This is a genomic window from Methanofollis aquaemaris (genome assembly GCF_017357525.1).
GTDB classification, from domain to species: domain Archaea; phylum Halobacteriota; class Methanomicrobia; order Methanomicrobiales; family Methanofollaceae; genus Methanofollis; species Methanofollis aquaemaris.
Map to the genome: position 1 here is coordinate 1,608,723 of NZ_CP036172.1, position 21,255 is coordinate 1,629,977.

The 21,255-nt window shown below is 54.4% G+C and carries 20 protein-coding genes and 1 other RNA gene; 9 read left to right on the forward strand and 12 right to left on the reverse strand.

The window, feature by feature from the left end:
- Positions 1 to 37: 37 nt before the first annotated feature.
- The 3 genes from RJ40_RS07740 to RJ40_RS07750 all read right to left on the reverse strand — a co-directional run bounded on the left by RJ40_RS07740 (position 38) and on the right by RJ40_RS07750 (position 5,659).
- Positions 38 to 3,124, reverse strand: coding sequence for an NACHT domain-containing protein (locus tag RJ40_RS07740; RefSeq protein WP_265580280.1), 3,087 nt, complete (start codon positions 3,122 to 3,124; stop codon positions 38 to 40).
- Positions 3,125 to 3,837: 713 nt separating this feature from the next.
- A complete protein-coding gene (locus RJ40_RS07745) occupies positions 3,838 to 4,677 on the reverse strand; it encodes a CPBP family intramembrane glutamic endopeptidase (protein WP_265580281.1) in 840 nt (279 codons plus the stop codon).
- Between the two features lie 79 nt (positions 4,678 to 4,756).
- Positions 4,757 to 5,659: a DMT family transporter gene (locus RJ40_RS07750; protein ID WP_265580282.1), complete on the reverse strand. Its 903-nt coding sequence runs from the start codon at positions 5,657 to 5,659 to the stop codon at positions 4,757 to 4,759.
- Between the two features lie 360 nt (positions 5,660 to 6,019).
- Here RJ40_RS07750 and RJ40_RS07755 point away from each other — a divergent pair, with 360 nt between their 5' ends.
- From RJ40_RS07755 to RJ40_RS07770, 4 genes are read left to right on the forward strand one after another with little or no spacing between them, the layout of a single operon-like run.
- Positions 6,020 to 6,598 (forward strand): hypothetical protein, encoded by a 579-nt coding sequence (locus RJ40_RS07755; RefSeq protein ID WP_265580283.1) that lies wholly within the window; start codon positions 6,020 to 6,022, stop codon positions 6,596 to 6,598.
- Between the two features lie 18 nt (positions 6,599 to 6,616).
- Positions 6,617 to 6,871 carry a hypothetical protein gene (locus tag RJ40_RS07760; RefSeq protein ID WP_265580284.1) on the forward strand — a complete coding sequence of 85 codons (255 nt, stop codon included), beginning with the start codon at positions 6,617 to 6,619 and terminating at the stop codon, positions 6,869 to 6,871.
- Positions 6,868 to 7,872 (forward strand): AI-2E family transporter, encoded by a 1,005-nt coding sequence (locus RJ40_RS07765; RefSeq protein WP_265580285.1) that lies wholly within the window; start codon positions 6,868 to 6,870, stop codon positions 7,870 to 7,872. Before RJ40_RS07760 ends, RJ40_RS07765 begins: the two co-directional genes overlap by 4 nt.
- Positions 7,872 to 8,084, forward strand: coding sequence for a MarC family protein (locus tag RJ40_RS07770; RefSeq protein ID WP_265580286.1), 213 nt, complete (start codon positions 7,872 to 7,874; stop codon positions 8,082 to 8,084). Before RJ40_RS07765 ends, RJ40_RS07770 begins: the two co-directional genes overlap by 1 nt.
- Before the next feature lie 264 nt (positions 8,085 to 8,348).
- Here RJ40_RS07770 and RJ40_RS07775 read toward each other — a convergent pair whose 3' ends face one another.
- Complete coding sequence (locus RJ40_RS07775; RefSeq protein ID WP_265580287.1) at positions 8,349 to 8,948, reverse strand: fasciclin domain-containing protein; 600 nt, start codon at positions 8,946 to 8,948, stop codon at positions 8,349 to 8,351.
- A gap of 214 nt (positions 8,949 to 9,162) precedes the next feature.
- On the opposite strand from RJ40_RS07775, the gene RJ40_RS07780 reads away from it, so the two are divergent.
- The 3 genes from RJ40_RS07780 to RJ40_RS07790 all read left to right on the forward strand — a co-directional run bounded on the left by RJ40_RS07780 (position 9,163) and on the right by RJ40_RS07790 (position 11,463).
- The gene (locus tag RJ40_RS07780; RefSeq protein ID WP_265580288.1) at positions 9,163 to 10,182 is read left to right on the forward strand and encodes a hypothetical protein; all 1,020 of its coding nucleotides are present in this window, start codon (positions 9,163 to 9,165) and stop codon (positions 10,180 to 10,182) included.
- A gap of 12 nt (positions 10,183 to 10,194) precedes the next feature.
- Positions 10,195 to 10,506: signal recognition particle sRNA (ffs, locus tag RJ40_RS07785), an RNA gene on the forward strand.
- A 12-nt stretch (positions 10,507 to 10,518) separates the two neighbouring features.
- Positions 10,519 to 11,463 (forward strand): malate dehydrogenase, encoded by a 945-nt coding sequence (locus tag RJ40_RS07790; protein ID WP_265580289.1) that lies wholly within the window; start codon positions 10,519 to 10,521, stop codon positions 11,461 to 11,463.
- A gap of 2 nt (positions 11,464 to 11,465) precedes the next feature.
- On the opposite strand, the gene RJ40_RS07795 is transcribed toward RJ40_RS07790, so the two are convergent.
- From RJ40_RS07795 to RJ40_RS07805, 3 genes are read right to left on the reverse strand one after another with little or no spacing between them, the layout of a single operon-like run.
- Entirely contained in the window at positions 11,466 to 11,726 is a 261-nt protein-coding gene (locus RJ40_RS07795; protein ID WP_265580290.1) for an elongation factor 1-beta, read from the reverse strand.
- Between the two features lie 5 nt (positions 11,727 to 11,731).
- Entirely contained in the window at positions 11,732 to 11,893 is a 162-nt protein-coding gene (locus RJ40_RS07800; protein WP_265580291.1) for a zinc finger domain-containing protein, read from the reverse strand.
- Between the two features lie 46 nt (positions 11,894 to 11,939).
- Entirely contained in the window at positions 11,940 to 12,530 is a 591-nt protein-coding gene (locus RJ40_RS07805; protein WP_265580292.1) for an amino acid kinase family protein, read from the reverse strand.
- A 53-nt stretch (positions 12,531 to 12,583) separates the two neighbouring features.
- Here RJ40_RS07805 and RJ40_RS07810 point away from each other — a divergent pair, with 53 nt between their 5' ends.
- Positions 12,584 to 14,254 carry a phospholipase D-like domain-containing protein gene (locus RJ40_RS07810; RefSeq protein ID WP_265580293.1) on the forward strand — a complete coding sequence of 557 codons (1,671 nt, stop codon included), beginning with the start codon at positions 12,584 to 12,586 and terminating at the stop codon, positions 14,252 to 14,254.
- Positions 14,255 to 14,295: 41 nt separating this feature from the next.
- Here the strand turns inward: RJ40_RS07810 and RJ40_RS07815 are convergent, their stop codons facing one another.
- Positions 14,296 to 14,529 (reverse strand): winged helix-turn-helix domain-containing protein, encoded by a 234-nt coding sequence (locus tag RJ40_RS07815; protein ID WP_265580294.1) that lies wholly within the window; start codon positions 14,527 to 14,529, stop codon positions 14,296 to 14,298.
- Between the two features lie 70 nt (positions 14,530 to 14,599).
- Between RJ40_RS07815 and RJ40_RS07820 the strand changes: the two genes are divergently transcribed.
- Positions 14,600 to 14,959 (forward strand): single stranded DNA-binding domain-containing protein, encoded by a 360-nt coding sequence (locus RJ40_RS07820; protein ID WP_265580295.1) that lies wholly within the window; start codon positions 14,600 to 14,602, stop codon positions 14,957 to 14,959.
- On the opposite strand, the gene RJ40_RS07825 is transcribed toward RJ40_RS07820, so the two are convergent.
- The 4 genes from RJ40_RS07825 to RJ40_RS07840 all read right to left on the reverse strand — a co-directional run bounded on the left by RJ40_RS07825 (position 14,952) and on the right by RJ40_RS07840 (position 21,081).
- Entirely contained in the window at positions 14,952 to 16,472 is a 1,521-nt protein-coding gene (locus RJ40_RS07825) for an SLC13 family permease (RefSeq protein ID WP_265580296.1), read from the reverse strand. The two genes, RJ40_RS07820 and RJ40_RS07825, sit on opposite strands and share 8 nt — an antisense overlap.
- A gap of 280 nt (positions 16,473 to 16,752) precedes the next feature.
- Positions 16,753 to 17,568 (reverse strand): acetolactate decarboxylase, encoded by an 816-nt coding sequence (gene budA, locus RJ40_RS07830; protein WP_265580297.1) that lies wholly within the window; start codon positions 17,566 to 17,568, stop codon positions 16,753 to 16,755.
- Entirely contained in the window at positions 17,565 to 18,878 is a 1,314-nt protein-coding gene (locus RJ40_RS07835; RefSeq protein ID WP_265580298.1) for a small ribosomal subunit Rsm22 family protein, read from the reverse strand. Before RJ40_RS07835 ends, budA begins: the two co-directional genes overlap by 4 nt.
- A gap of 31 nt (positions 18,879 to 18,909) precedes the next feature.
- Positions 18,910 to 21,081 carry a PAS domain S-box protein gene (locus RJ40_RS07840; protein ID WP_265580299.1) on the reverse strand — a complete coding sequence of 724 codons (2,172 nt, stop codon included), beginning with the start codon at positions 21,079 to 21,081 and terminating at the stop codon, positions 18,910 to 18,912.
- Positions 21,082 to 21,255 lie beyond the last annotated feature (174 nt).

The window sequence follows — 21,255 nt, forward strand, 5'->3', positions numbered from 1 at the left end:
TGACTTAGATTAAATAAAATCATCGAGATCCAATGGATTAGTGGAAATCGCTGTTAGAATACAAAATATTCTTAGAGGTATAATTGATATAACCCGCATTAAATTTCGTCTCATCAGAAATTAGAGGCGACTTAATTGCCAAAAATGACTGCTGCCCCTCTATCCACTGTAATATTAAGTCCCTTTGTTTTTGGGTAAAGTTAATTTCACGAATTAAGTCTTCGACTTCATCGATACAGAACCCCCTTAGTTTTGCACGGAATATAAACAGAATGGGATCAAGGATTGTATTATCGATGGATCGTATTTTATCAAATATCTGAGATTTATCATAATAACTGGCATTAACAGATTTAAACTTGTAGGAGCAAATATATTGTTCATACTCCACCATTGGGGCGATTATGAGGAACAGGTTGAATAAATCATCAGCGGTATAATTGATAACATATTTCTGAAAAGCATCCATCATATGTTGGAAATGTTCTGAGAATGGTGAGTTTTGTATTGGTATTGTATTTGTTGACCACGGAACAGGAATAAGTTGCATCTGCTGGCAAAGATATGAAATGCGACTAAGAACTATACTGGGATCATGAGTATTACAGATCAAATCTGTCAAATTTGAAAAAACGCAATCAATAATTGATGAAGTCAATACAGGAGAAGTGCCGTGGATAATATTAACCGAGAACAAAACCCCTGGGCCATATGTTTCAATAATATCATCTAATGGTATAATCTGATAATAAACCCCATCCAAGGCATTAAACCGGTTATTTTTACATAGTGAGTAAATTTGTCTTTTATTTTCTTGAAAAACTTCAAATATCAACTTATCCAATCCAAGGTGATCTGAAACGATTTTTTTCTCCTTTATCTCATAGTAGAATGAAAAGTAAGGGAGAACCGAAAATACACTTAATGCAGAAGATGCTCTATCATTTTCACTACAATTTATGCCATTGGATATATACTCAATCAAAGATTTACGAATGGGAATTATATTGACAGTATCTGCGGTCACCAATGGATATATAAGCTCATTAATAGGCATGCTTTCATTGAAATAGGATCCATTCTGTTTCGCATCTAGATTCAAGTCAATGCATAAGGCCATACAAGAAAAAACTATGTTTTTCGTCACATCAGGAGAAGGCGCAATAAACTCAAGAGAACGCACAACAAAGGATAAAAGATTGAATCGAGATTGAAGATTCATTCCTTCACTTGCATCAAGAATTAAAGACAGCAATTCATTCGCAGCATCTTCTTGATTTCTATTCTGGATTTGGAGAGATAATTGGGCGACTAAATCCCATTCGCCATTACTTATTTTTGGCAATAGGAAGTTACCCAGATCTTCAGGAGACTTATAATTCCTGACCAAAAAATATGCAGTAAAATATTCTAAAAAGGTTCTATGTGTGAATTGGTATAGGTTATCACTGATACCAGGGGAACCCACTTCAGAAAATACCCATGCTCGACCTTTACAAAACTTAACAAATTTCTTTGCAGTTAACAAGGCCATATCAGGGTCATCATATCTTTTAGGATAGAGATAATTCTCTGTTAATTCTATGAACGTTCTTTCTGGGACACCCGTTTGTAGTTTCTCATTTGAATACACTTCATTAGCAATGTACATCAGTGTTGGTCTTAAATGGGCTTCAAAGGAGACATCAGAATCTATTCCTCTTATTTTATCCCACCTCTCAAATAGCAATTCAGAACATTTTCCATAGACATCAGGACGATTTTTAGGGATATATCCTTCTCCACGGTATAATTCACACATTAATGATAGCATGAGTGGGTTTGAACGCAAATCCTTCACACTAATACTTTCATTTAAGAAAGAAACGACATTTTCAACTATTTCTTTATCATCCGAGTTCAGATTATGTTTGAACCATTTCTCAACATATTCCTTCACTTGTTTGTTGTTAAAATCAGAGATATAGTACTTCTTAAACCGATCTTTGCTTAGGGGGGCCTGTTCATATCCTACTTTTCTCGATGTCACAAGTATAGGAACAGATGGGTATAGATCGCAGAATGACTCTATGTTATCACTAATAGTCCGCCTCTTACTGGTGTCTAATAGTTCATCAAGACCATCAAAAATTACAAATGCCCGTCCATTCATCAATAAATATTCAAAAGCTCCAGCAGGGGGTTTTTGTTGATACAAACTTCTTGAGATTTCTTCGATATATTCAAGAATTGAACAATGGTTGGACTCGAATTTAGTCCCATAATCACGTAATACTACCAGTATTGGCGTAACATCTCTTCCACCAAGTTGTTTAGATGTAAAACCTCTTCCAAAATCATAACACAATTTGTAGGTTAGAGTTGTCTTCCCAGCACCAGGATCACCCAAAACAACCGAACGATATATCAAAGAGACAAAATCCTCACAGGCTATCAATTTGCGATTTTCAACATCTGGACTCATTGAATCTAAAAAATTAGGGAAAACATAAAGGTCATCAAGAAGTATTTTTTCTGCGTTTTTGAAGTGTGCTGTGCTTAAATACTTATAACGTTCAGTAACTTGGCGTCGATATTTCCTTTCAAATTCAAGATATTGTTGCACGGTAGGTTTATCATTGCTTTCAAGTTTTCGAATATTGTAGTTTAAATTCTCTAACTCATCCTGCAACATCCTAAATCTGAGATTTTCCATCATTTCATGCGCGAAAAGACTGCCTCTCCTAATATCCTCCACATATACATTTGCGCAACCTGCTATTAATGCATCAAAAAGAGAATCCGAAATTTTGACGATATTGTCTTCGGTTAGATCTAAATGAAGTAACAATAATTTTCCGAATTCACGACGTATCATATCAATATTCGCGTCATGATCTTTTTTTAGGACTTTTGCAGAAAATATTTGCCTAACAACAGTTTCCACTTCCTGAGATCGAAGGAAAACCTCGATCTGCCTTACATCATGCCCATTGTTTGTTTCAATTTTCTCAACAGCAGAACTAACAATATCAGAAAGTTCTCTGTCGGTTTGAAGATCTCGTCGAAATTTCCTAGATACTTCACCAAATAATTGGAAGGTAGCATTAGAAATTACACCAATAATAGCCTCAGCAATCACCACTCAGATCTCCCTTAAGATCAATACCAAACCTTCTGTGAGAGCAAATAAAATCCTTTCCTTTTAATAAAATTTTAAAAAGAATTCAAATCATCCTAATCGACAGGAGATAGCATAATACGAGATCAAATAGGAACAAAAAAGATCCCCAAAGATTTTGAGATTTATGCTGTTATAAAAAGACCGCAAATACTCTAAAATTAAGAAGGCACGTAATATCTTTATTGGGCTCTGTAGAAACCCTCACCATTTCTAGGTACGAGCGTGATTCAACCGCCTTCCCCCATCTTCTCGCCGGGGGCTAGCACCCCGGACCCCTGGGATGAAGATAGGGCCGGGAAGGCAAAATCAATCGTCATGAAGAGCGTAATGCCGCCCCTCGCCTATCTTCGCGCGGGGGGACCGGGGGGCGGCCAGCCCCCCGCAGAGATATTCAGCAAGAGGTTTTCTACAAGGCCCTTTATTGAGCGAATTCGTTTGTTAAACTATAGAAGTGCCATGTTCTTTCATGCTGAGGAAACCGAAAGGAGCATTCCTCCCGCCTTCTGCATGAATTTTTCCGCGTGTGTTTTTTCGTCTTGATTTATTTCCGATATGGCCTTCTTCTTGAATTATCTCGCCATTCTGTTGCGTCCGGCTCATAACCGGACGGCCGTGGGTTCGAATCCCTCCGGGCCCATCTTTTCCTTCATAATCGTTCCCGAGTATCCATCAGATCAGCCAACGGCGTCGTTTCCTTTTTGCTCCTGCAGGTCGCCCCGTCGCCGCCAGAAGAGGTACCCCAGCAGCGCCGAGACCACCGCGAGCCCGAGCCCGAACTCGGTCGTGATATAGAGCGTCGCCCCGGCCGGGACGGTCAGAGGGTCGAAGACGCCCTGGATGAGAAGGTTATGGCTGCCATGATACAGCACCGCCGGCCAGAAACTGCCAGAACGGAGCCTGAGCCAGGCGAGCATGGTGGCGATCCCGACGATGGAGACAGTGAAGCAGAGGAGAGCGTACGAGGTCTGGGTGCCCGAAGTGTAGAGCCCAACAAGGATGAGCGGATAGTGCCACACGCCCCAGATGAGCCCGGAGAGGAGAGCAGTGCGGGTGAAGGTGGTGCACCGGTACAGCCCCGGCACCAGCACCCCGCGCCACCCGAGTTCCTCCCCGAGACCCAGAAATATGCTCTGCGGGAGGGCGAGCAACGCCGCACCGACCAGCATAAAGGCGACACCGTCACCCAGGATACTGCCCGGCCCAATGAACCAGACCGGGAGATAGATCACAAGACAGTAGAGAAGCGGGATGAGAAGGGCGAAGAGCAGGTATCGGAGGGGGCCGGGCGGCCACCCCATCCCCCGCAGGGAACGTTCAAAGACCATCTGGGTGATCAAACCCGCTACGGCCGGCGACCACATCAGGCCGACGACCAGCGCGGGTTCAAGATCACCGGCGGCGGCGATCAGGTACCAGAAGACCGAACTGAAGGCAAAGACCAGCACCACATAGAGGCCGACTTTGAAGATGGCACGCCGCCGGGCCGTCTCAGATACAGCATCTCGACGATCCATGAACCTCCCTGGTCACTGAGATGATATGGGGATATCGATCCCCCCGACCGGTTCCCCTCGATACATGGTGGGCTGAACACTACCTCGTCTCAGAGTCGGCATAATAATTCGCGAGCACCACCCCGGCGATGATCAGGACGCTCGCAACGGCGTGGTAGGAGAGGAACGTCTCCTGCAACACGAGCACACCAGCAACCACCGAGACCACGACCGAGAGGTTCTGGATGATGCCCACCTGCGCCGCTTCCAGTTCTTTCAGGCTGTACATCGCGAGAAACGAGGTCGCAACCGAGGTGAAGAGGGCGAGGTACAGGATCTCAATGAGAAAATCGGTACTTCCGAGCAGCACGAGCGTGCCGTCAAGGTCCAGGCCCTCGCACCCCACCGCCGCAGCGAGAAAAACCACACATCCGCAGAGCATCATGAGAAAGGTCAGGCTCACGGGGTCGATGGTGCGGGAGAGACGTCGGCCCATCACGATGTACAGGGAGGTAGCAAAGACCGAGAGGACGGTCAGGACCAGACCCAGGGTGCTGACCCCAGCCTCGCCGATCCCCTCCATCAGGAAGAGGAAGACGATCCCCGCGATGGAGACGAAGAAGCAGACGAACTGTTTCGCATTGACCCGTTCCCCCAGGAGCACGAGACCGAGGACCCCTACACAGACCGGCGTGAAGGCCGAGATGATCCCCGCCTCCGACGAGGATATCGAGAGTAGACCAAAGGCCTGCAGAGAGAAGAAGAGGATCGGTTGGGCAAGAAGAAGGACCATGAGATCGCGGAGCCCAGTTCTCGGAAGACGCACGCTGATCACCCCGGCCGCGACCAGGGCCAGCATCACCAGAAACGAGAGGGTGAAACGGAAGGCAAGCGTCGTGAACGGTTCGGCAGAGTCCAGGGACTCCTTGACGAAGAGGAAACTCAGACCGATAAAGGAGGCATTCAAAACGGCTGCCAGGTACGCGATCGTCCTTTGATCCATGAAATCCCAATAAATTGTGAGAACCGAGCAGATACGTCTTTTGAAGCACACACGCTGAATAATTCGGGATTTATTCTCATCACCACATCAGGTCCGGATTCGCAGACCTGGCACGATTGCGGCCCGGTACCCCCCAGGAGAGGAAAAATGGCGATGGACATGATCCATGAATGTTCGACCGCCACGATACACGGGATCGCGCTGAAAGAACGTTCTCAGGAAAAAAGAGGAGACCCGGAAAAAATACCGGAATATCGAAATTTCATGCAACGGCCGTACGGTCTGGCCCGCCTTCCGGCCAACCCCGTCACCGGTAGATATATATGTTTATTTTTATATTTCGGTGTGTCTGGTGATTACATGGTCACTCGTGAAGAGATCTATAACGAATCAAAACGGGAGATCGCGGACAGTCTCCCAAAAATTCTCGTAGAGATCGTCATCGCATTCCTGATCTGGCTCTTTTCAGTTTACATCTTCATTCCACTCGCCGGAACACTGAGCGACCCGACCTTCCTCGGCCTGATCGGGCTCCAGTCACTGATCTCAGGGATCGTCATCGTCGCGCTCATCATCATCTTCATTGCCATCCTCAAGGAGGTCATCGACGTCACCAACGCCATTGCAGGGTATGCGACGCTCGCCTTTACCAAAGGTGAAGTTTCAAGTGACAAACTGAGCCGTTACCAGAGCGGGTTCAGGCTGATCGGTTACGTGCTCCTTGCCATCATCGCTTACCTCTTCTTCCTGCCGCTGATCGCCGGCATCCTCGGAGTACTCGCCGGCGTGATCTTGGTGCTCCTGGTCATCTGGGCGATCATCGTCCTCTTCCAGGCGGGGAGGATCTTCTCGGCAGAGATCGAAGAAAAGGCCGCCGATTTTTCAAAGCGCGTTGAAAAACTGAAAGAAGAAGGGGAACCAGAGGAGAAAAAAGCGTGAAAACGTGACAGGCCGGACATGAAAAGAATCCCCATTTTTTCCATTCTTCTGATGATCACGCTTGGTCTCACCGTCATCATTCCACATTTCCCGTTCCTCCTCGAATCGGCGGCATCGGCCCTCGGGATCGGTTTCGATCAGGTGCTCGCCCTCTTCATCGTCTTCATGCTCCTGCTGGCGATCCTTCTCTGTGTCCTCTTTGTCCTGGAGTCTGTCGCCATCCTCAGAGCACACTTCCCATCCGCCCGGAGCAGGCCGGAGAGACAGTCGTGACCGGGGATGTCTCTCTCTCATCGCTCGCCTGCCTCCTCGTCATCGTGGCTATCCTGACGGCGGGCATGCACCTCGCCGCCGCCCTGGTGAACCCCGTCCTCTTCGCGTTCGTCCTCTCAATCCTCACCACCCCCATCGTCCACCGCCTCGAAGCAAAAGGCATGCCCAGGTGGACGGCCGCGCTCGTCTGCGTCGGGGCGATCGTCGGGATCAGCCTGGCCCTGATCGCCTTTCTGAGCGCTTCGGTCATCCAGCTGGACCGGGCGCTCCCTGCCTACCAGGATCTCTTGAAGACACAGACCACCGGCCTTCAGGCAATGCTCGCCGGATGGGGGATCGATCTCGACCTCCAACCGCCCACATCATCAGAACAGGGATCGTTCATCCCACCCCTCGAAACGATCCTCACCGACCTCTCAGCCCTGGTGATCGATTTTCTGGTGATCATCATCGTCACCGTCTTCATGCTCCTCGAAGTCTCTGGCATCGAAAGAGAGAAGGAAATAACACCGTCGGTTGCAGACCTCCTCATCGGGTTCGGTGAGAAGTTGAACGGCTACGTGACCGCGAAATTCAGGGCCAGTCTGGCGACCGGTCTCATCACGACCGGCATTTTTCTGGTCATAGGTATCGAGACGCCGTTCCTGTGGGGACTGCTCATCTTTCTGCTGAGTTTCATCCCGTTCCTCGGGCTTCCCATCGCCTCCGTCCCTCCCATCGGACTGGCATGGCTGCAACACGGACTGGGCGGCGCACTCATCGTCCTGGTCGGGATCGCCGTCGTCGACCTTGTCTCCAGGAGCGTGTTCATCTCCGAACCCCCCGAACGGAGACTCGAACTCTCGCCGCTCGTCATCGTTCTCTCGGTCTTCTTCTGGACCTGGGTGCTGGGTGTCCCCGGACTGTTTCTGGCAGTCCCGCTCACGCTGATGGCGAAGGCCGTGCTGGAATACTCCGATGAAACCCGGTGGATCGCCGGTCTCCTTGGGCCCGCAGAATAATGGGGAAGACAGGCGTCAGGCGGAAAGTCGCCGGAAAAACACTCGGCACCGCCACCCTCATCGCGATCTTCCTCATCCTCGCAGGATCACTCGTGATGCGGATCCTGCATTTCTCCAGGGGTGCACTCGCCGTGGCCGGCGGACTGATCCTCCTTGTCCTCGCTCTGCGCATGTGCTTGCCGGCGGGGAGAAAGAAACCCCCGGCCCAATGAACGAGGAGCGCCTCATGGAAATGGCCATCCCGCTCCTCCTCAACCCGATCGGTATGAACATAACGGTGGAAGGATTCCCCAAACCCCACACACACCCTTTACGATCGTTTTTCTCTTTGCTTGTCTCTCCTTTGCCTTCCCCACCCGATCCCGGAGGAGTACGGGGACTCGAACCCCCGGCGAAGGCGAAAAGGAAGGCGAATATTCAGAGGGACACAACGACAGAAGGATAAAAATTTCAACAGAGCCAAAAAAGAGAGTGGTTCAGAAATTGGGCGGCAAAAGTACGCCGTTGATCCCGTAGACTACGCCGTTGCCAGCCTCGATCTCTGACGTGGCCACCCTGATGCCGTTCACCGTCACATTGCCACCGACGGTTGCAACCTCGATCGAGGTTCCAGCAAGTGTCGTCAGGTTTGTGGGTGCTGCAAAATCAGCCGGAGTATACGTGCCTTCCACGATGTGACCGAGGACTAAAGGCCGCAGATCAATCTCAGGATATGCCCGCATCTCGGTCTCCTTGTCCCGTGGGATATACTCCTCCACCCCCTCATCGAGCGGTACAAAGATCGTATACGGTCCCGGACCGGAAAGATCCTCATTGACCTCGGTCAGGTACACGAAGTCGAGAAAGGTGCGGTAGCTCCCGGCCTTAATCATCTCATTGACCAGGGTGTCGGCAACCTCAGCCGATGTCCCGGTCTCGTTCTCCATCCCGATGACCGCGGCAGGTGTTTCCTCCGCCGTTGTTTCGACCGGAAGAGGTGTTGGTGTCGGTGTCGACGGTGCCTGCTGGGTACAACCCGCAATGAATGCCACTCCTACAACACAGAGGAGCACATAGAGCAGGATCAATTTTTTCATCCCAAATCCCCCCATATTCCGCTGAGCGGTTTTACTATCCAGAACACAATCTCACATATATACATTTTTATAATTGACGTGCCCCGCCCACTGCAGAAGAAACCCCGGAAACAAAGACTGAGGGCTATAATTCTTCTATCTTCAGATCCGCCGCCAGCATTTCACCCAAACATAAAAGCAGGCAGATAAATACCCCCACACCCCAGTCCCTTCTATGCAATGCCCGGTCTGCGGTGCCGCCTGTCTTCAGGACGCAGGTTCGGTGCTCGACACCCTCCAGAACGTCTTCGCCCCCTGCGACAGGTGCGCCGCCGTCCCCCTCGACAAACGCCGTCCTCTCCCCGCGGATTATGAACCGGCACCCCCCTGCCGATGCGGGCACCGGTTCATCGACGACGTCTTCGCCGCCTGCTACCTGATCTTCATCGAAGAAGGGATCTTCACCGGCGCTGAGGCGCTCGGTGCCATCGCCACCCCGGTCGTCAACCCCGGGTTTGTGATGGCCTCCCCTCCTTTCCTCCCCCAGCATAGTCTCGTCATCCTCTCCCCGCACCCGAACCTCACAGCGGCCGACCGGATCGTCCGCGAGGTGCCTGAAGTGCAGGGGGTTGTCCGGACAGGCGCGACCGTCCCGGGTGTCGGACCCGATGGAGCCCTCGCCTCCCACACCCTGCTGGCAGGCTGCGACGTCCAGGCAAACATCTTCCCGACATCTTTCGGAGACCTTGTGGTGTACAAGGAACTCTCGTGTCTCCACCTCGAGTTCCCGCTCCCTGCCAATCCGAAGATCCGCGCCGTCGAACGGGCATTACGACGCGAGAAGCCGAGCGTCTTTGTCGATGCCTGTTGCGGGGCCGGCACCCTCGGCCTCGCCGCCGCGCTCGCGGGAACCCCCGAAGTCGTCTTCAACGACGCCTACGGCCCGGCGACCTTCTGGACGGCGGTCAACCTCATGGTAAACCGCAAAGCACTGCTCATCGATGAGGTCATCCTCCATTCCGAACGTAGCGACCTTCCTGCAGTCAGCAGTGAGCCAATCCTCGTTGCCGAAGGCCTCGGAGAACAACACATCGCCGTTTACCTGGGTGACTTCAATCGCCTCCCGGCCGCCTTCCCACCGGCTTCCCGGAGCCTTACCGCGCTTGACATCTTTGGAAAAGAGGAAAACCAGGCCTGCGCGGCCGCGCTCGATCGGTGGAAGAATGCCGGGGGAGGGAAGGCATTTATCCCGTGAGCCATAGTATATATGGGGACTAGCCTGGGTGGTTAGGCGTCACCTGTAAGCCGAAAACGCCGATACGCGGCGGGCGAAGTCCGAGGAAGGCCTTGGCGATCTGTAGGCGCCCTGTGCTTCCCGACTGAGAAGCCTTGTCCCATGAGGTCGATGGCCAGGGATCGATGCTCCGTAGGGAGCGGAGACCTGTTGTCGCGGAAACCGGTCCAGGCCCGGAAGGGAGCAGACTTACCGTGAACATACGGCGCCCATGGGAGTGCGGGGTGGAGAAGGGGAGCCCCGGCAAGTGCAGGCACGCATTGTCGACCAAGGACACGTCCCCAACTATTGATTTCTATGGCAAAAGTCACGATCATCGGAGCCACCGGGAGACTGGGCTCTTTTGCATCCCATCCCATCGCCGGGATCCCGCGTGTGGACGAGGTTCTCCTTATGGGAAGACCGGGCAGAGAAAACCTGCTTGCCGGACTTGCTCACGACCTCACCGACTCGTGTGCTGCCAGAGGGATCTGGACTGAAATCTCTTCAAGCACCAGAGAAGAGGACTGCGCCGACTCAGATATCATCGTGATCACCGCAGGTGCTCCGCGGCACGAAGGGCAGGACCGTATCGATCTCGCCCTCGCAAATGCCAGGATCATCAGACCTATCGCGGAGTCGGTCGGACGCCACGCCCCGAACGCTATCGTCATGATGGTTACGAACCCGGTCGACGTGATGACCGCGGTCGCCCTCCGATACTCGGGGATGGAGCCAAAACAGGTCTTCGGCCTGGGTACCCATCTCGACTCGATGCGACTCAAGGCGCTCATCGCCGATTACTTCCATGTCCATGTGAGCGAGGTCCACACCAGGATCATCGGCGAACATGGGGAGAGCATGGTCCCGCTCTGGTCGGCAACGACGATCGGCGGCATCAGGATCTCGAACCTGCCGGCATTTTCGGGCCTGCCGATGGACGAGATGATGCAGCGGGTCAAGAGCAGCGGGAGTTTTATTATCAAGAACAACGGGGCTACTATTTACGGCCCTGGCGACGCAATCGCCACCCTCGTCGAGACGATTCTGGGCAACGAGAACCGGATCCTCACGGTCTCCAGTTACATCAAGAGCGAAGTCCACAATGTCGGCGACGCCTGTATCGGGGTGCCGGCGCGGGTCAACCGCAGGGGTGTCTTTCCGGTACCGATCCGGATCGAGGAGAGCGAACTCGATGCCTTCCGCAGTTCTGTCGGAAAGATCCGGGCAATCACCGGAGAAATTCTGGAAAAATTGGAATAATTTTAGATCATCCGGTTGACATCGGTGATCTCGGCGCTCGCGATGCCTTCGACACCGGCGAGCTCGGACTCAAGCGCGTCAGTCGCACCTTCTTCGTCCTCGATGACCGCGGCGACCTTCAGTGCCGAGAGACCAAAACCGATCGGCTCCTCCTGAATGTCGTCAACGCCCGGTGCTGCAGCCCTGACCGCTTCTTTCAACGCCTCGATCGGAATTTCGGCTGATTCGGGCATCAGTTTCAGAATGACTGCCACTTTTCCCATATTCTTCACGGCCCCTGGAACCCGCACTTGGTACAGGTGTATCCGATGCTCTGTTCCCTGCACTGCGGGCAGCGCCTGATCTCATTCCCACATTTCGGACACGCAAACTTGGTTGCTCCGCCTTCCGCGAGCGGGGCATTACATGAGGTGCATTTCTCCATAGCCATAGAAAATCCCCAACAAAGAGTTATTGATCTTTGCACCTAGCGACAATTAAATGCTTGGATGGACGCGGGTGCAGACCACCCGCTCTTCTCTGAGGAGCGCAGCAAGGCGGCCTGCTGAACGCCCGTTGACTATTTTAGCCCAGATATGATGCTCAAAGAGATACGAAAGGAGGGAAAGGTCGACCTCCTCACAGGCATAGGGCTCAAAAACTTCCGAGACAAATGTGCCGTCTTTCGTAAGCCCATCAACCGATTTAACCATTACAAGAGGGATTCCGAGTTCGCCGGCGACCCAGGCGGCGATGGTGTCGGAGGTGATCTCCCAGGAGTGGGGGAGAGGGTCGCGGGCTCGCATGAGGGTGTACGGAAGAAGAACTGAAGGACGGTCAGGGACTACCAGGTCTCCGGTCGGGTGCAGCCCGAATGAAGAGAGGTACCACCCATAGGCCTCCATCGCTGAGATGGCCATCCAGTGGGCCGGGGTGGATGGGGGATCGAGGGCGCGGACGGCGTCGGCGAACCCTCCACCCCCGGGAACGATCAGGGCAGGCCGGCCTGCGTCGATGATCTCGTCGACGACCGCGCCGGCACGGTCCATCAGGCTCCCTCCGATCTTGACGACGACCGCCGTTTCCATAGGATCAAGGTGGGTGAGAGGGATATAAAAAGCAGGGCGGGCCACAGAGATCCATGCTGCGGCGCGCCCCCCTCTGCCTGCTCATCGCCTTAACACTCCTCGCCGCGCCGGTGGCGGCTGTCCAGATCGTCGAGTTCTGTCCCGACCCCTACCGCGCCGGAGAGCCGGACGAGTATTTTGTCCTTGAAGCGGAGGGAAGTCTCGATGGTGTCGCCGTCACCGACGGCGAAGGGACGCTCAAGTTTCCGCCGAACTCAATGGCTACAGGCCAGGTGACAGTAGCCAGAGAGGCGACCGGATTCCTCCGGACCCATGGCCGTCTCCCCGACTATGAGATCCTGGACACCGACCCCACCGTCTCCGGGGTGCTCGGGGGGGGGCGGTTCAGGCTGGCCAACAAAGAGGACAGCATCGCTCTTCTCATTGACGGGGCCACCGTCCAGGAGGTCGAATGGCCCGAGGATGTCGAGGCCAGGGAAGGGCAGGTCCACTTCCTCGAGGGTGGCGTCTGGGATCCCCACCCCCGACTCCTGGGCCAGTCGCGCTTTTTTCCCGAGACCTTCGAGAACGCCACCGTCACCCTCTTCGTCTCCCCTGATTGCTCGTACGAGGTCTTTGAGAGTGCTCTCGGTACGGCGAAGAAAAGGGTCGAGGTCAATGTCTATGAGTTCACCCATCCCGGGATCGCAGCGATGCTTGCAGAGGCCGGAGACCGGGGTGTCGAGGTCTCGGTCCTTCTGGAGGGTGGGCCGGTCGGTGGGATCTCCCCCGAGGAAGAGGCGGTCGCGGCGACACTCACCGCCCACGGGGCCGAGGTCAGGATGATGACCTCGACCCCTGAGGCCCATGCGAAGTACCGTTTCGACCATGCCAAGTACTTCGTCGTCGACAACGAGAGTGTCCTGATCACCTCGGAGAATTTCAAACCAAGTGGGATCCCTGAACCCGGTATGAGAGGAAACCGGGGTTGGGGCGCGTGGGTGGAGGACACGAGGGTCGCGAGATATTTTGCGACCGTCTACAGGTGGGACACCAGAGGCGGCGACATTGCCGCCGCGCCCACCGGCGGGAGGCCCGGAGAGGACGGCGGTTATGAAGAGTATGACCCGGCCTTCTCCCCTCTGACCGTCAGGGGGGCGCGGGTGACACCGATCCTCGCCCCGGAAACAAGTTCTATGGTCGTCAATCTCATTGCCGAAGCAGATGAACAGGTTCTCATCGAGCAGGCATCCATCAGAAACAGCACTGCGGGTGGACCAAACCGGTTCCTGGCCGCGGCGATCGATGCCGCCAGGCGGGGGGTCGAGGTGCGGGTGCTCCTTGACGCTGCCTGGTTCAATGTCGAGGGCGCAAAGGACAACGATGAGATGGTGACCTGGATCAACGAGGTCGCCAGGACAGAGAAACTCCCACTTGAGGCGAGGTGCATCGACCTGGACGCCGCCGGACTTGTCAAGGTCCACACCAAGGGCGTGATCGTCGACAACAGCAGCGTGCTCATCTCAAGTATCAACTGGAACGACAACTCGGCAGATTTCAACCGGGAGGCCGGCGTCATCATCGAACATCCGGAGGCCGCTGGATATTTTGTCGCTGCCTTCGAAGCCGACTGGGAGGCAGGGGGACAAACTCTGAATGAGACCTACGATAGCAGACTCATATGGGCAGCCGGTATCGTCTTCGTCTTCTTTATCCTCTACCTGTTGAGGAGGAAAAGGCGTTAATCAGCCTGTTCGGATCCTGAGAAAAAGAGAGTTCTTTGCGTTCAGATCGCCTCAGCAACTTCCTGAGGCCTGCACTCGTAGATGATCTGGCGTGCGTCCTTGAAGTTGAACTTCTCGATGATGAGATTGTTCTCCTTCAGCCTCTTCAGGGCATATCTGACCGTCCGCGGAGCAAGACTCGAGTTCCTGACGAGATCTTTGTGCGTCATCGCACCACCGTCCTCAAGGATCAGAAGTACCTTCCTCGAGGAGGGAGGGAGGGAGGTTTGGTGCATACACTATAGTTAACAACGTTAACATAAGAAGGTATCGGGCACATATATAAAAGATCACAATATATTTACTATGCTTGATCTCCCCGAAAAACGCGCCCTCATCATCCTGATCGGAATATCGACCCTTCTTCTTCTTGTTCATGCGGGTCTCGATCATGTGGGGAGCGCGGCCTTTGCCACGCCCTGGAGCCCTGATGTAGAGGACGGCACCTTCGTCCTCCTCCGCGGCGAGGTGGGAAATGTGCGCGCCCTGAGTGGCGGTCACCTCCTCGCAGAGGTGAACGGGACACGGGTTTTCCTGCCTGCCGGAGTCGCGGCCAGGGTGGAGGTCAAAGAAGGAACTTTTGTGCAGGTCGCGGGAACAGTCCAGACCTATCAGGGGAAAAAAGAAGTGGTGGTCAGGTCGGCCTCTGACCTCACCCTCATTTGATCGGCATCGTCGCCCAGTCGGGGAGGGCCGGGGTGAAGCCGAGGGCCCACATCACGACGGTGAAGATGAAGAAGGTCCAGAGTCCGACCCCGATGAAGTTGAGCACCCAGCCCGAGCGCATCAGGTCCTTCATGTCGATGTACCCCGAGGCATAGGCGACGGCGTTCGGCGGTGTGGCAACCGGGAGCATGAAGGCCATCGAGGTACAGACGGCCACGGTGAGCATCAACATGTAGGGGTGGATCCCCATCGAGACCGAGGTGACCGCCATGATCGGCATCATCAGGGAGGCCATCGCCGTGTTGGAGGTCACCTCGGTGAGGAGCGAGACAGCGATCCCGACGATCAGGACAAGCAGGACAATGGGCAGTCCACCGAACATGGCGAGTTGTTCGACGATCACGTTCGCAAGTCCGCTCTTGATGAAGGCGACCGAGAGACAGATCCCGCCGCCGAAGAGGATAAGAATCCCCCAGGGGATCTTCACCGCCCATTCCCAGTCCATCGTGTAGATTCCCTTCTTGCGGTCCACCGGGAGGAGGAAGAGGAGGAGGGCGCCGGCAATCGCTATAGTCGAGTCGTGGATGCCCGGGAAGATCATGTCCAGACCCGGGATCGTGAAGTCGCCGAGGTACTTGGTCTTCGCAAAGATCCAGGCAAGGGCCGTGAGGACAAAGACCATCAGGGTCCACCGCTCGCCGCGGCTCATACGGCCGAGGTCCTCCATCTGGTGGTCGATGATATCCTCGGCATGGGCTACTTTTGTGGGAAGGTGGCGGTATGAGCCATAGGTGAGCCAGAACCAGGTGAGCGGGATGAAGATCATGACCAGCGGGACGCCAAACTTCATCCACGAGAAGAAGTCGATCGCCGGGGCAGCCGGGAAGAGTGCCTTCATCTGGGCGGCGAAGATCCCGTTGGGCGGGGTGCCGATGAGGGTGGCGATCCCGCCGATGTTCGCCGCATAGGCGATGGAAATAACGATAGCCTCAGAGAAATCCCGCTGCTGCGGGGTCATGTCTTTGAGAAGGGTGCTGGCATTGGGGATGATGGTGGTGATGATCGCGATCGCGATCGGGATCATCATCATCGCCGTAGCGGTGTTGGATATCCACATCGAGAGGAAGGCGGTCGCAATCATGAACCCGAGGATCAGTCGTCTCGGACTCGTTCCAACCACTTTTATGATGTTGAGGGCGATTCTGCGGTGGAGACCCCATCGCTGCATCGACATGGCGATGATGAAGCCGCCCATAAAGAGGAAGATAACTTTGTCGGCATAGGGTGCCGTCGCCTCCGTCGGTGTCAGGACACCGAGGGCAGGGAAGAGCACCACAGGTAGGAGGGCGGTTGCCTCAAGGGGAACGGCTTCGGTGATCCACCAGATGATCATCAGAAGCGTGACGGCGGCGACATATCTCGCCGACGTCGGGAGCACGGTCTGGTCGATGGGGGCAAAAACGAGTGCCAAAAACACAAGCACCCCAAGGACTCTCCCTACCGTTTTTTTCATCGGATTGAAAGATTGGAATTGGTAATATTTCTAATATTCTCTTTGGATGCAGAAACGGACACATTATCCATTAATCTCCGATTTTAAGATAAATTTCTGATTTTTCAAGTATATAAACCGATATCTCGCCCAAAAATAATATCCCCATATCTTCGGGACTGCGGCAAATAACCTGATCAGAGGCGTTTTTCTGGATCTGATCGAAAAAAATGAGTTCAGATGTCCAGAGAGTTCTACAGATGTCCAAAAAAAGTGAAATCACCGCAGGAACGGGTCAGAGTTACTTACCCCCTTCTGCAGCCTCAATACCTTCACTTTGGTCACCTGAAAGGTTCAAATCAAGGAATGGCCCCCTTGATGGCAGGGAAAGATCCAATTCTGGAGTTATATCAAGCAGAACCCTGACGCGCTCTGTCGTGCACCCGAGGAGGTGGCCGCCACCGTTCCGGTCATCGGAAAGAAAATGGAGATGAAAACCTGATACACCGACTCCCTCCAGATACGCAGGGAGATAGAAACCGACTATCGTCCCTTCAGTCCGATCAAAGGAGAAGACATGCTGGTCTGCAGTCACTTCGACAAGAGGCGGATACGGGGCCTCCTGCCGGTCTACGCTCCTGGCCGTGAGGTTGGCAAAGGTGCCTTCGACCACCACGGCGCACGGGAGATTCTCTGAGGGGAGTGCGTCCCGGATCGCCGCTTCGAGGGTCGGCAGATCGAGGGGCCCCGAGAGCTCGAGGGTGATGTCTGGACTGAAGGACGTGACCGATGCATAGGGAGTTCGTACCGTAGGATCAACAGCATGCACTGATCCGTCACCGCACACCTGCCAGGCCCTGCCGTCCAGGATGATCAACTCGCCGTCAAGGGTGTTGAGGGTACCGATCCCGGTGTCGCCCTTCTCCAGCAGGGTGCCGATCTCGGTCTCACCGTCGTACACTCCTTGAAGAAGGGCACTGAGAGTCGAAACCTGAAACAGTGTCTCACTCTCCCCGATGTTCCCGGCAAAACTATCATAAAAAGAGGAGGAAGCGAAGATTCCGGCCACCGCAATGACCATCAAGAAGAGGGCAAGTTTCCATTCCTGGGGTTTCATGGGTCGTTCCCTCTGCCAAGAGGGGTGACCGTCGTCTTCTTTCCGACGATCACCGAATAGGTGTCGACTTCCTTGTTGTACTTCACCTTTACATTAGCGAAGAAGAGAAGATCCCCATATTCTGCAGTCAGGAGAGACGCATTCTCTTCGTTCATGGCATACTCCGGAAGGACGGCATACACCGGTTTCTTCGTCGTCCCGTCACAGATCTTGACTACATGTCGTTTCTCGTCCCCGATCTCCCCCGACATCCTGGCGGCACAGAGGTTGACCTGCCTGCCGACATGAGAGGAGAGGGCACCGAGATGGGCCGACTTCGCCGGTCTCTCCAGATCTCCCCAGCGCGTGAGGCCGTCAGCGCGCAGCACGGCATACGAGACCTTGATATCGGTGTTCCTGAACCGATACCCTTCTTTTCCGGCGACAAGGGCCTCCATGAGTCTTGGGGGTCTGATCTCCGGGCCGCTCTCGAAGGTCCAGCAACGTTCGGGCTGGCAGGGGGCACCCCAGAGATAGGTGCAGGGGGCATAGACTGTCATCCCGCTGCCGACGAGGGCGCGCTGCACCTCGCGCAGGCCGGTCGAGGTCTCTTTCTCGGCGGGCTCGGCGAGGAGAATCGATCCCTCCGGGGAGAGGAATCGGGCATATCCGGCAACAAGATCAGCTTTTTCCTCCGATCCAAGGCCCCGGAGTTCATTGAGGACATTGGAAAATACGATGAGGTCGAAAGAGCCCGTGAGGACGTCCTCAGGCGGGTTACAGAGGTCGGCCATGACCGGATCCCTGACTGAAACCACCCCTTTGTGTCCGGCATATGGCCTGACAATCGCCGCGTAAGCCTCAAGGTTTTCCTCAGACCGGTCAAGACCGGTGACCTCAGCGGTCGCTCCTTCAAGTCTCCCGAAATAATCAACGACCGCGGCCGAGACGACGCCCGGACCGCATCCCACATCGAGTACCCTCAGATGGCGGGGAAGGAGCCCCTCGGTCACGAGACGGTGAAGGAGAAGTTCGGTCTGGACAAGGTAGACCGGGGTGTGATAGGCCAGATAGGCGAAGACATTATAGCCCTTCTCGTACGAGATCTCCCGCCGTCGGCCCCGAGCCCAGTACTGCCCTTTCTGGGCGACGACCGCCGCCCTGATCCGTTCGAGGACGACCCTGTCGTCCCAGGCCTTCCCGGTTTTTCTGCCGATGTATTCTTCGATCAACCGTTCAAGCCGTCTCGGCACCCGTGGAGCCGAAAAAAAGACCTCCTGTTTCCTGGCCCCCTCAGGAGAAAGGAGAAGTGGGTCAGAGGGTCGCGTCATAGAGAATGTATCGCTTCCTGCCCATATACGCTTACGGGCCGGTGACATCCCCCGAGGAGACGAGACCGGTGATACACCCGGTCTCATCCCGCACGATGGTATTGTGCCAGAGAACCTCCACCTCACGCCCATCTCTGGTGATGACAGGGGTGGTCTCTTCCTCGGGTGGGACGACGACCCCCTCCATCAACCGTCTGAAATTTCCTTCAAACCTCTCCCTGAGGGAGGCCGGGACGAGAGTTGCAAACCAATTCTTCCCCACAAGTTCATCTTCACGGTACCCGAGGATCCGGCACCCCATCCGATTCATCCGCTCGATCGTCCCATCGGTTCTGATCACCGCGATCATCACCCCGGCCACCTCGAGGTAGCGCTCGGCCCGGTCACGCTCCATTCGCACTCTTTCCTGGGCATGGATGCGGCCGATCACATTACTGACCTGCGCGGCGACCGTCTCAAGGGCATGCGTGGCGTAGGCCGGGACCACAGCATGGTGACGGGATGCTACAACCAGGACTGCAACCGGCAGACCCTGACACATGATCGGCCTGGAAGCCACGACAGCAAGTGTCTCATCTGCAAAAGGACCAAGTGCCGGATCGGTTGTCGCAAGCACGACACCAGGACAGGATTTCACCTCTCCCTCAAGGAAAGGACCCACCGCCGGACCCGCAGGAACCCTGGCCATTGCTTCAGAGAATTTTTCGGAGAGACCGGACGCACCGACAAGAATCAGGTCACCAGTTGTCTCGTCGACCGCAAAGACAACACCGGCCTCCATTCCTGACACCTGAAGAGAGGTCTTGAGGCAGAGAGAGAGAGCCTCACCAAGGCCCGTCGCCGATCCCAGAGCCAGAGCAAGGTCTCGCTGCTCGCGCAGGAGGAGATCGGCCCTTACATGAGTTGTGATGTCGCAGATGATGGAGAGGATATACTTTAACTCGCCGTCCCCACCTGAGATCGGGATCTTCTTGACCTGAAGGAAATGTTTTTCTCTCCCTTTGAGGGTGACCGCAGTCTCAGGGCATTCATAAGGGACCATCCGCTTTCGGACCTCTTCCTCCCCGCAGGACATGAAAGGAACGAGGTGAGGGGGGAAGATCTCCTCGTCTCTCTTCCCGGTGAACTCTTTCGAGCACATCCCCGCAAATTCCTCAGCCGCCCGATTGAAGAAGACATAGGTTCCTTCTCTGACCTCTTTGACAAAGACCATATCAGGGATGTTCTGGACGATCGAATGGAGAAACGACTTCCAACCTCGCATGCGCCGTTCTGCCTGCTGTCGCTCGGTGACATCCCTGGCCACCATCCGATAACCGGCAAAACACCCTATCTCATCAAAATTGGGAGTGCCGCTCGCTTCAAAGACGATCCTGCCACCATTCCGATGCATCATCGGAATTGAAACCATGGAAAAGGGCTTCTTCGAATGGAGATGTTCTTCGAGACGTTTTTTCACCTTCTCATGCTCTGCCGGAGGGACGAAGTCCATGATATTGTGCCCTTCGACTTCTTCAGGAGCATAGCCAAGAAGGTCAAAACTCTTCGGGCTGACATAGACAAAGGTCCAGGCCTCGTCTATATTCCAGATGATGTCGTTGATGTCCTCGACAAGGGCCCTGAACTTCGCTTCTCCCTCCCTGAGTGCCTCTTCTGAACGCTTCTGCTCGGTGATGTCTTCGAGAAGAATGGTGATTCCCGGACTGCCGTCATTGAAGACAGTCGAAAGGACTTTCATCCTGAAGAAGAGTTCGCCATCAGCCCTGAGAAACCGGACCTCCTCGACGACATCCTGCCCTTCGAGGGCGGCCTCGATACGGCCCCGGATCAGGGGGTGATCAAAGGCTGAGAGGCGGGACTCACCCAGGGGTTTTCCGACCACTTCATCCCGGGTGGCCTGAACGACCTCAAGGACACGGTCGTTGGCCTGGACAACGGTGAATTCATGGTTGAGGACGAAGACACCATCCGCGGAGAGGTTGATCACCGCCGAGAGGGGGACGCGCTGGGAGAGATAGAAGACCTTGGCCTTGCCATAGGTGCGCATCTCCAACTCACCGGCGATGAGGAGCATATCAAGATATCTGGAGACGGTGTTTCTGTTGACCCCGAGGCCCCTTGAGAGATCGCTGACCGACATGCCACGCGGATTCGCCTTCAGTCGGTCCAGGATCCGGGAGATCTCTTCAGGATAGGGGTTCATGCCATATTTAATCTGCCACCGGCCAGTACTTATCGGTTTCGCTGATGCGAGGCATTGTGCTCGACCATATTGCCTCACCTCAATGCAAGGCAATAAACGAAAATAATATATATCACTAAAAGCAACATAGTGATCGCCGGTGCCTTGTCGGACACGGGGAAGTTCGAACAGGGC

Excerpts from the sequence above, each read along its gene's own strand:
- RJ40_RS07770 (WP_265580286.1), top strand. The coding sequence starts at position 7,872 with ATGGGGAAGACAGGCGTCAGGCGGAAAGTCGCCGGAAAAACACTCGGC.
- RJ40_RS07760 (WP_265580284.1), top strand. The coding sequence starts at position 6,617 with ATGAAAAGAATCCCCATTTTTTCCATTCTTCTGATGATCACGCTTGGT.
- RJ40_RS07755 (WP_265580283.1), top strand. The coding sequence starts at position 6,020 with ATGGTCACTCGTGAAGAGATCTATAACGAATCAAAACGGGAGATCGCG.
- RJ40_RS07745 (WP_265580281.1), bottom strand. The coding sequence starts at position 4,677 with ATGGATCGTCGAGATGCTGTATCTGAGACGGCCCGGCGGCGTGCCATC.
- RJ40_RS07825 (WP_265580296.1), bottom strand. The coding sequence starts at position 16,472 with ATGAAAAAAACGGTAGGGAGAGTCCTTGGGGTGCTTGTGTTTTTGGCA.
- RJ40_RS07750 (WP_265580282.1), bottom strand. The coding sequence starts at position 5,659 with ATGGATCAAAGGACGATCGCGTACCTGGCAGCCGTTTTGAATGCCTCC.
- RJ40_RS07840 (WP_265580299.1), bottom strand. The coding sequence starts at position 21,081 with ATGAACCCCTATCCTGAAGAGATCTCCCGGATCCTGGACCGACTGAAG.
- RJ40_RS07795 (WP_265580290.1), bottom strand. The coding sequence starts at position 11,726 with ATGGGAAAAGTGGCAGTCATTCTGAAACTGATGCCCGAATCAGCCGAA.
- RJ40_RS07780 (WP_265580288.1), top strand. The coding sequence starts at position 9,163 with ATGCAATGCCCGGTCTGCGGTGCCGCCTGTCTTCAGGACGCAGGTTCG.
- RJ40_RS07800 (WP_265580291.1), bottom strand. The coding sequence starts at position 11,893 with ATGGCTATGGAGAAATGCACCTCATGTAATGCCCCGCTCGCGGAAGGC.
- RJ40_RS07790 (WP_265580289.1), top strand. The coding sequence starts at position 10,519 with ATGGCAAAAGTCACGATCATCGGAGCCACCGGGAGACTGGGCTCTTTT.
- RJ40_RS07820 (WP_265580295.1), top strand. The coding sequence starts at position 14,600 with ATGCTTGATCTCCCCGAAAAACGCGCCCTCATCATCCTGATCGGAATA.
- budA (WP_265580297.1), bottom strand. The coding sequence starts at position 17,568 with ATGAAACCCCAGGAATGGAAACTTGCCCTCTTCTTGATGGTCATTGCG.
- RJ40_RS07815 (WP_265580294.1), bottom strand. The coding sequence starts at position 14,529 with ATGCACCAAACCTCCCTCCCTCCCTCCTCGAGGAAGGTACTTCTGATC.
- RJ40_RS07775 (WP_265580287.1), bottom strand. The coding sequence starts at position 8,948 with ATGAAAAAATTGATCCTGCTCTATGTGCTCCTCTGTGTTGTAGGAGTG.
- RJ40_RS07810 (WP_265580293.1), top strand. The coding sequence starts at position 12,584 with ATGCTGCGGCGCGCCCCCCTCTGCCTGCTCATCGCCTTAACACTCCTC.
- RJ40_RS07805 (WP_265580292.1), bottom strand. The coding sequence starts at position 12,530 with ATGGAAACGGCGGTCGTCGTCAAGATCGGAGGGAGCCTGATGGACCGT.
- RJ40_RS07835 (WP_265580298.1), bottom strand. The coding sequence starts at position 18,878 with ATGACGCGACCCTCTGACCCACTTCTCCTTTCTCCTGAGGGGGCCAGG.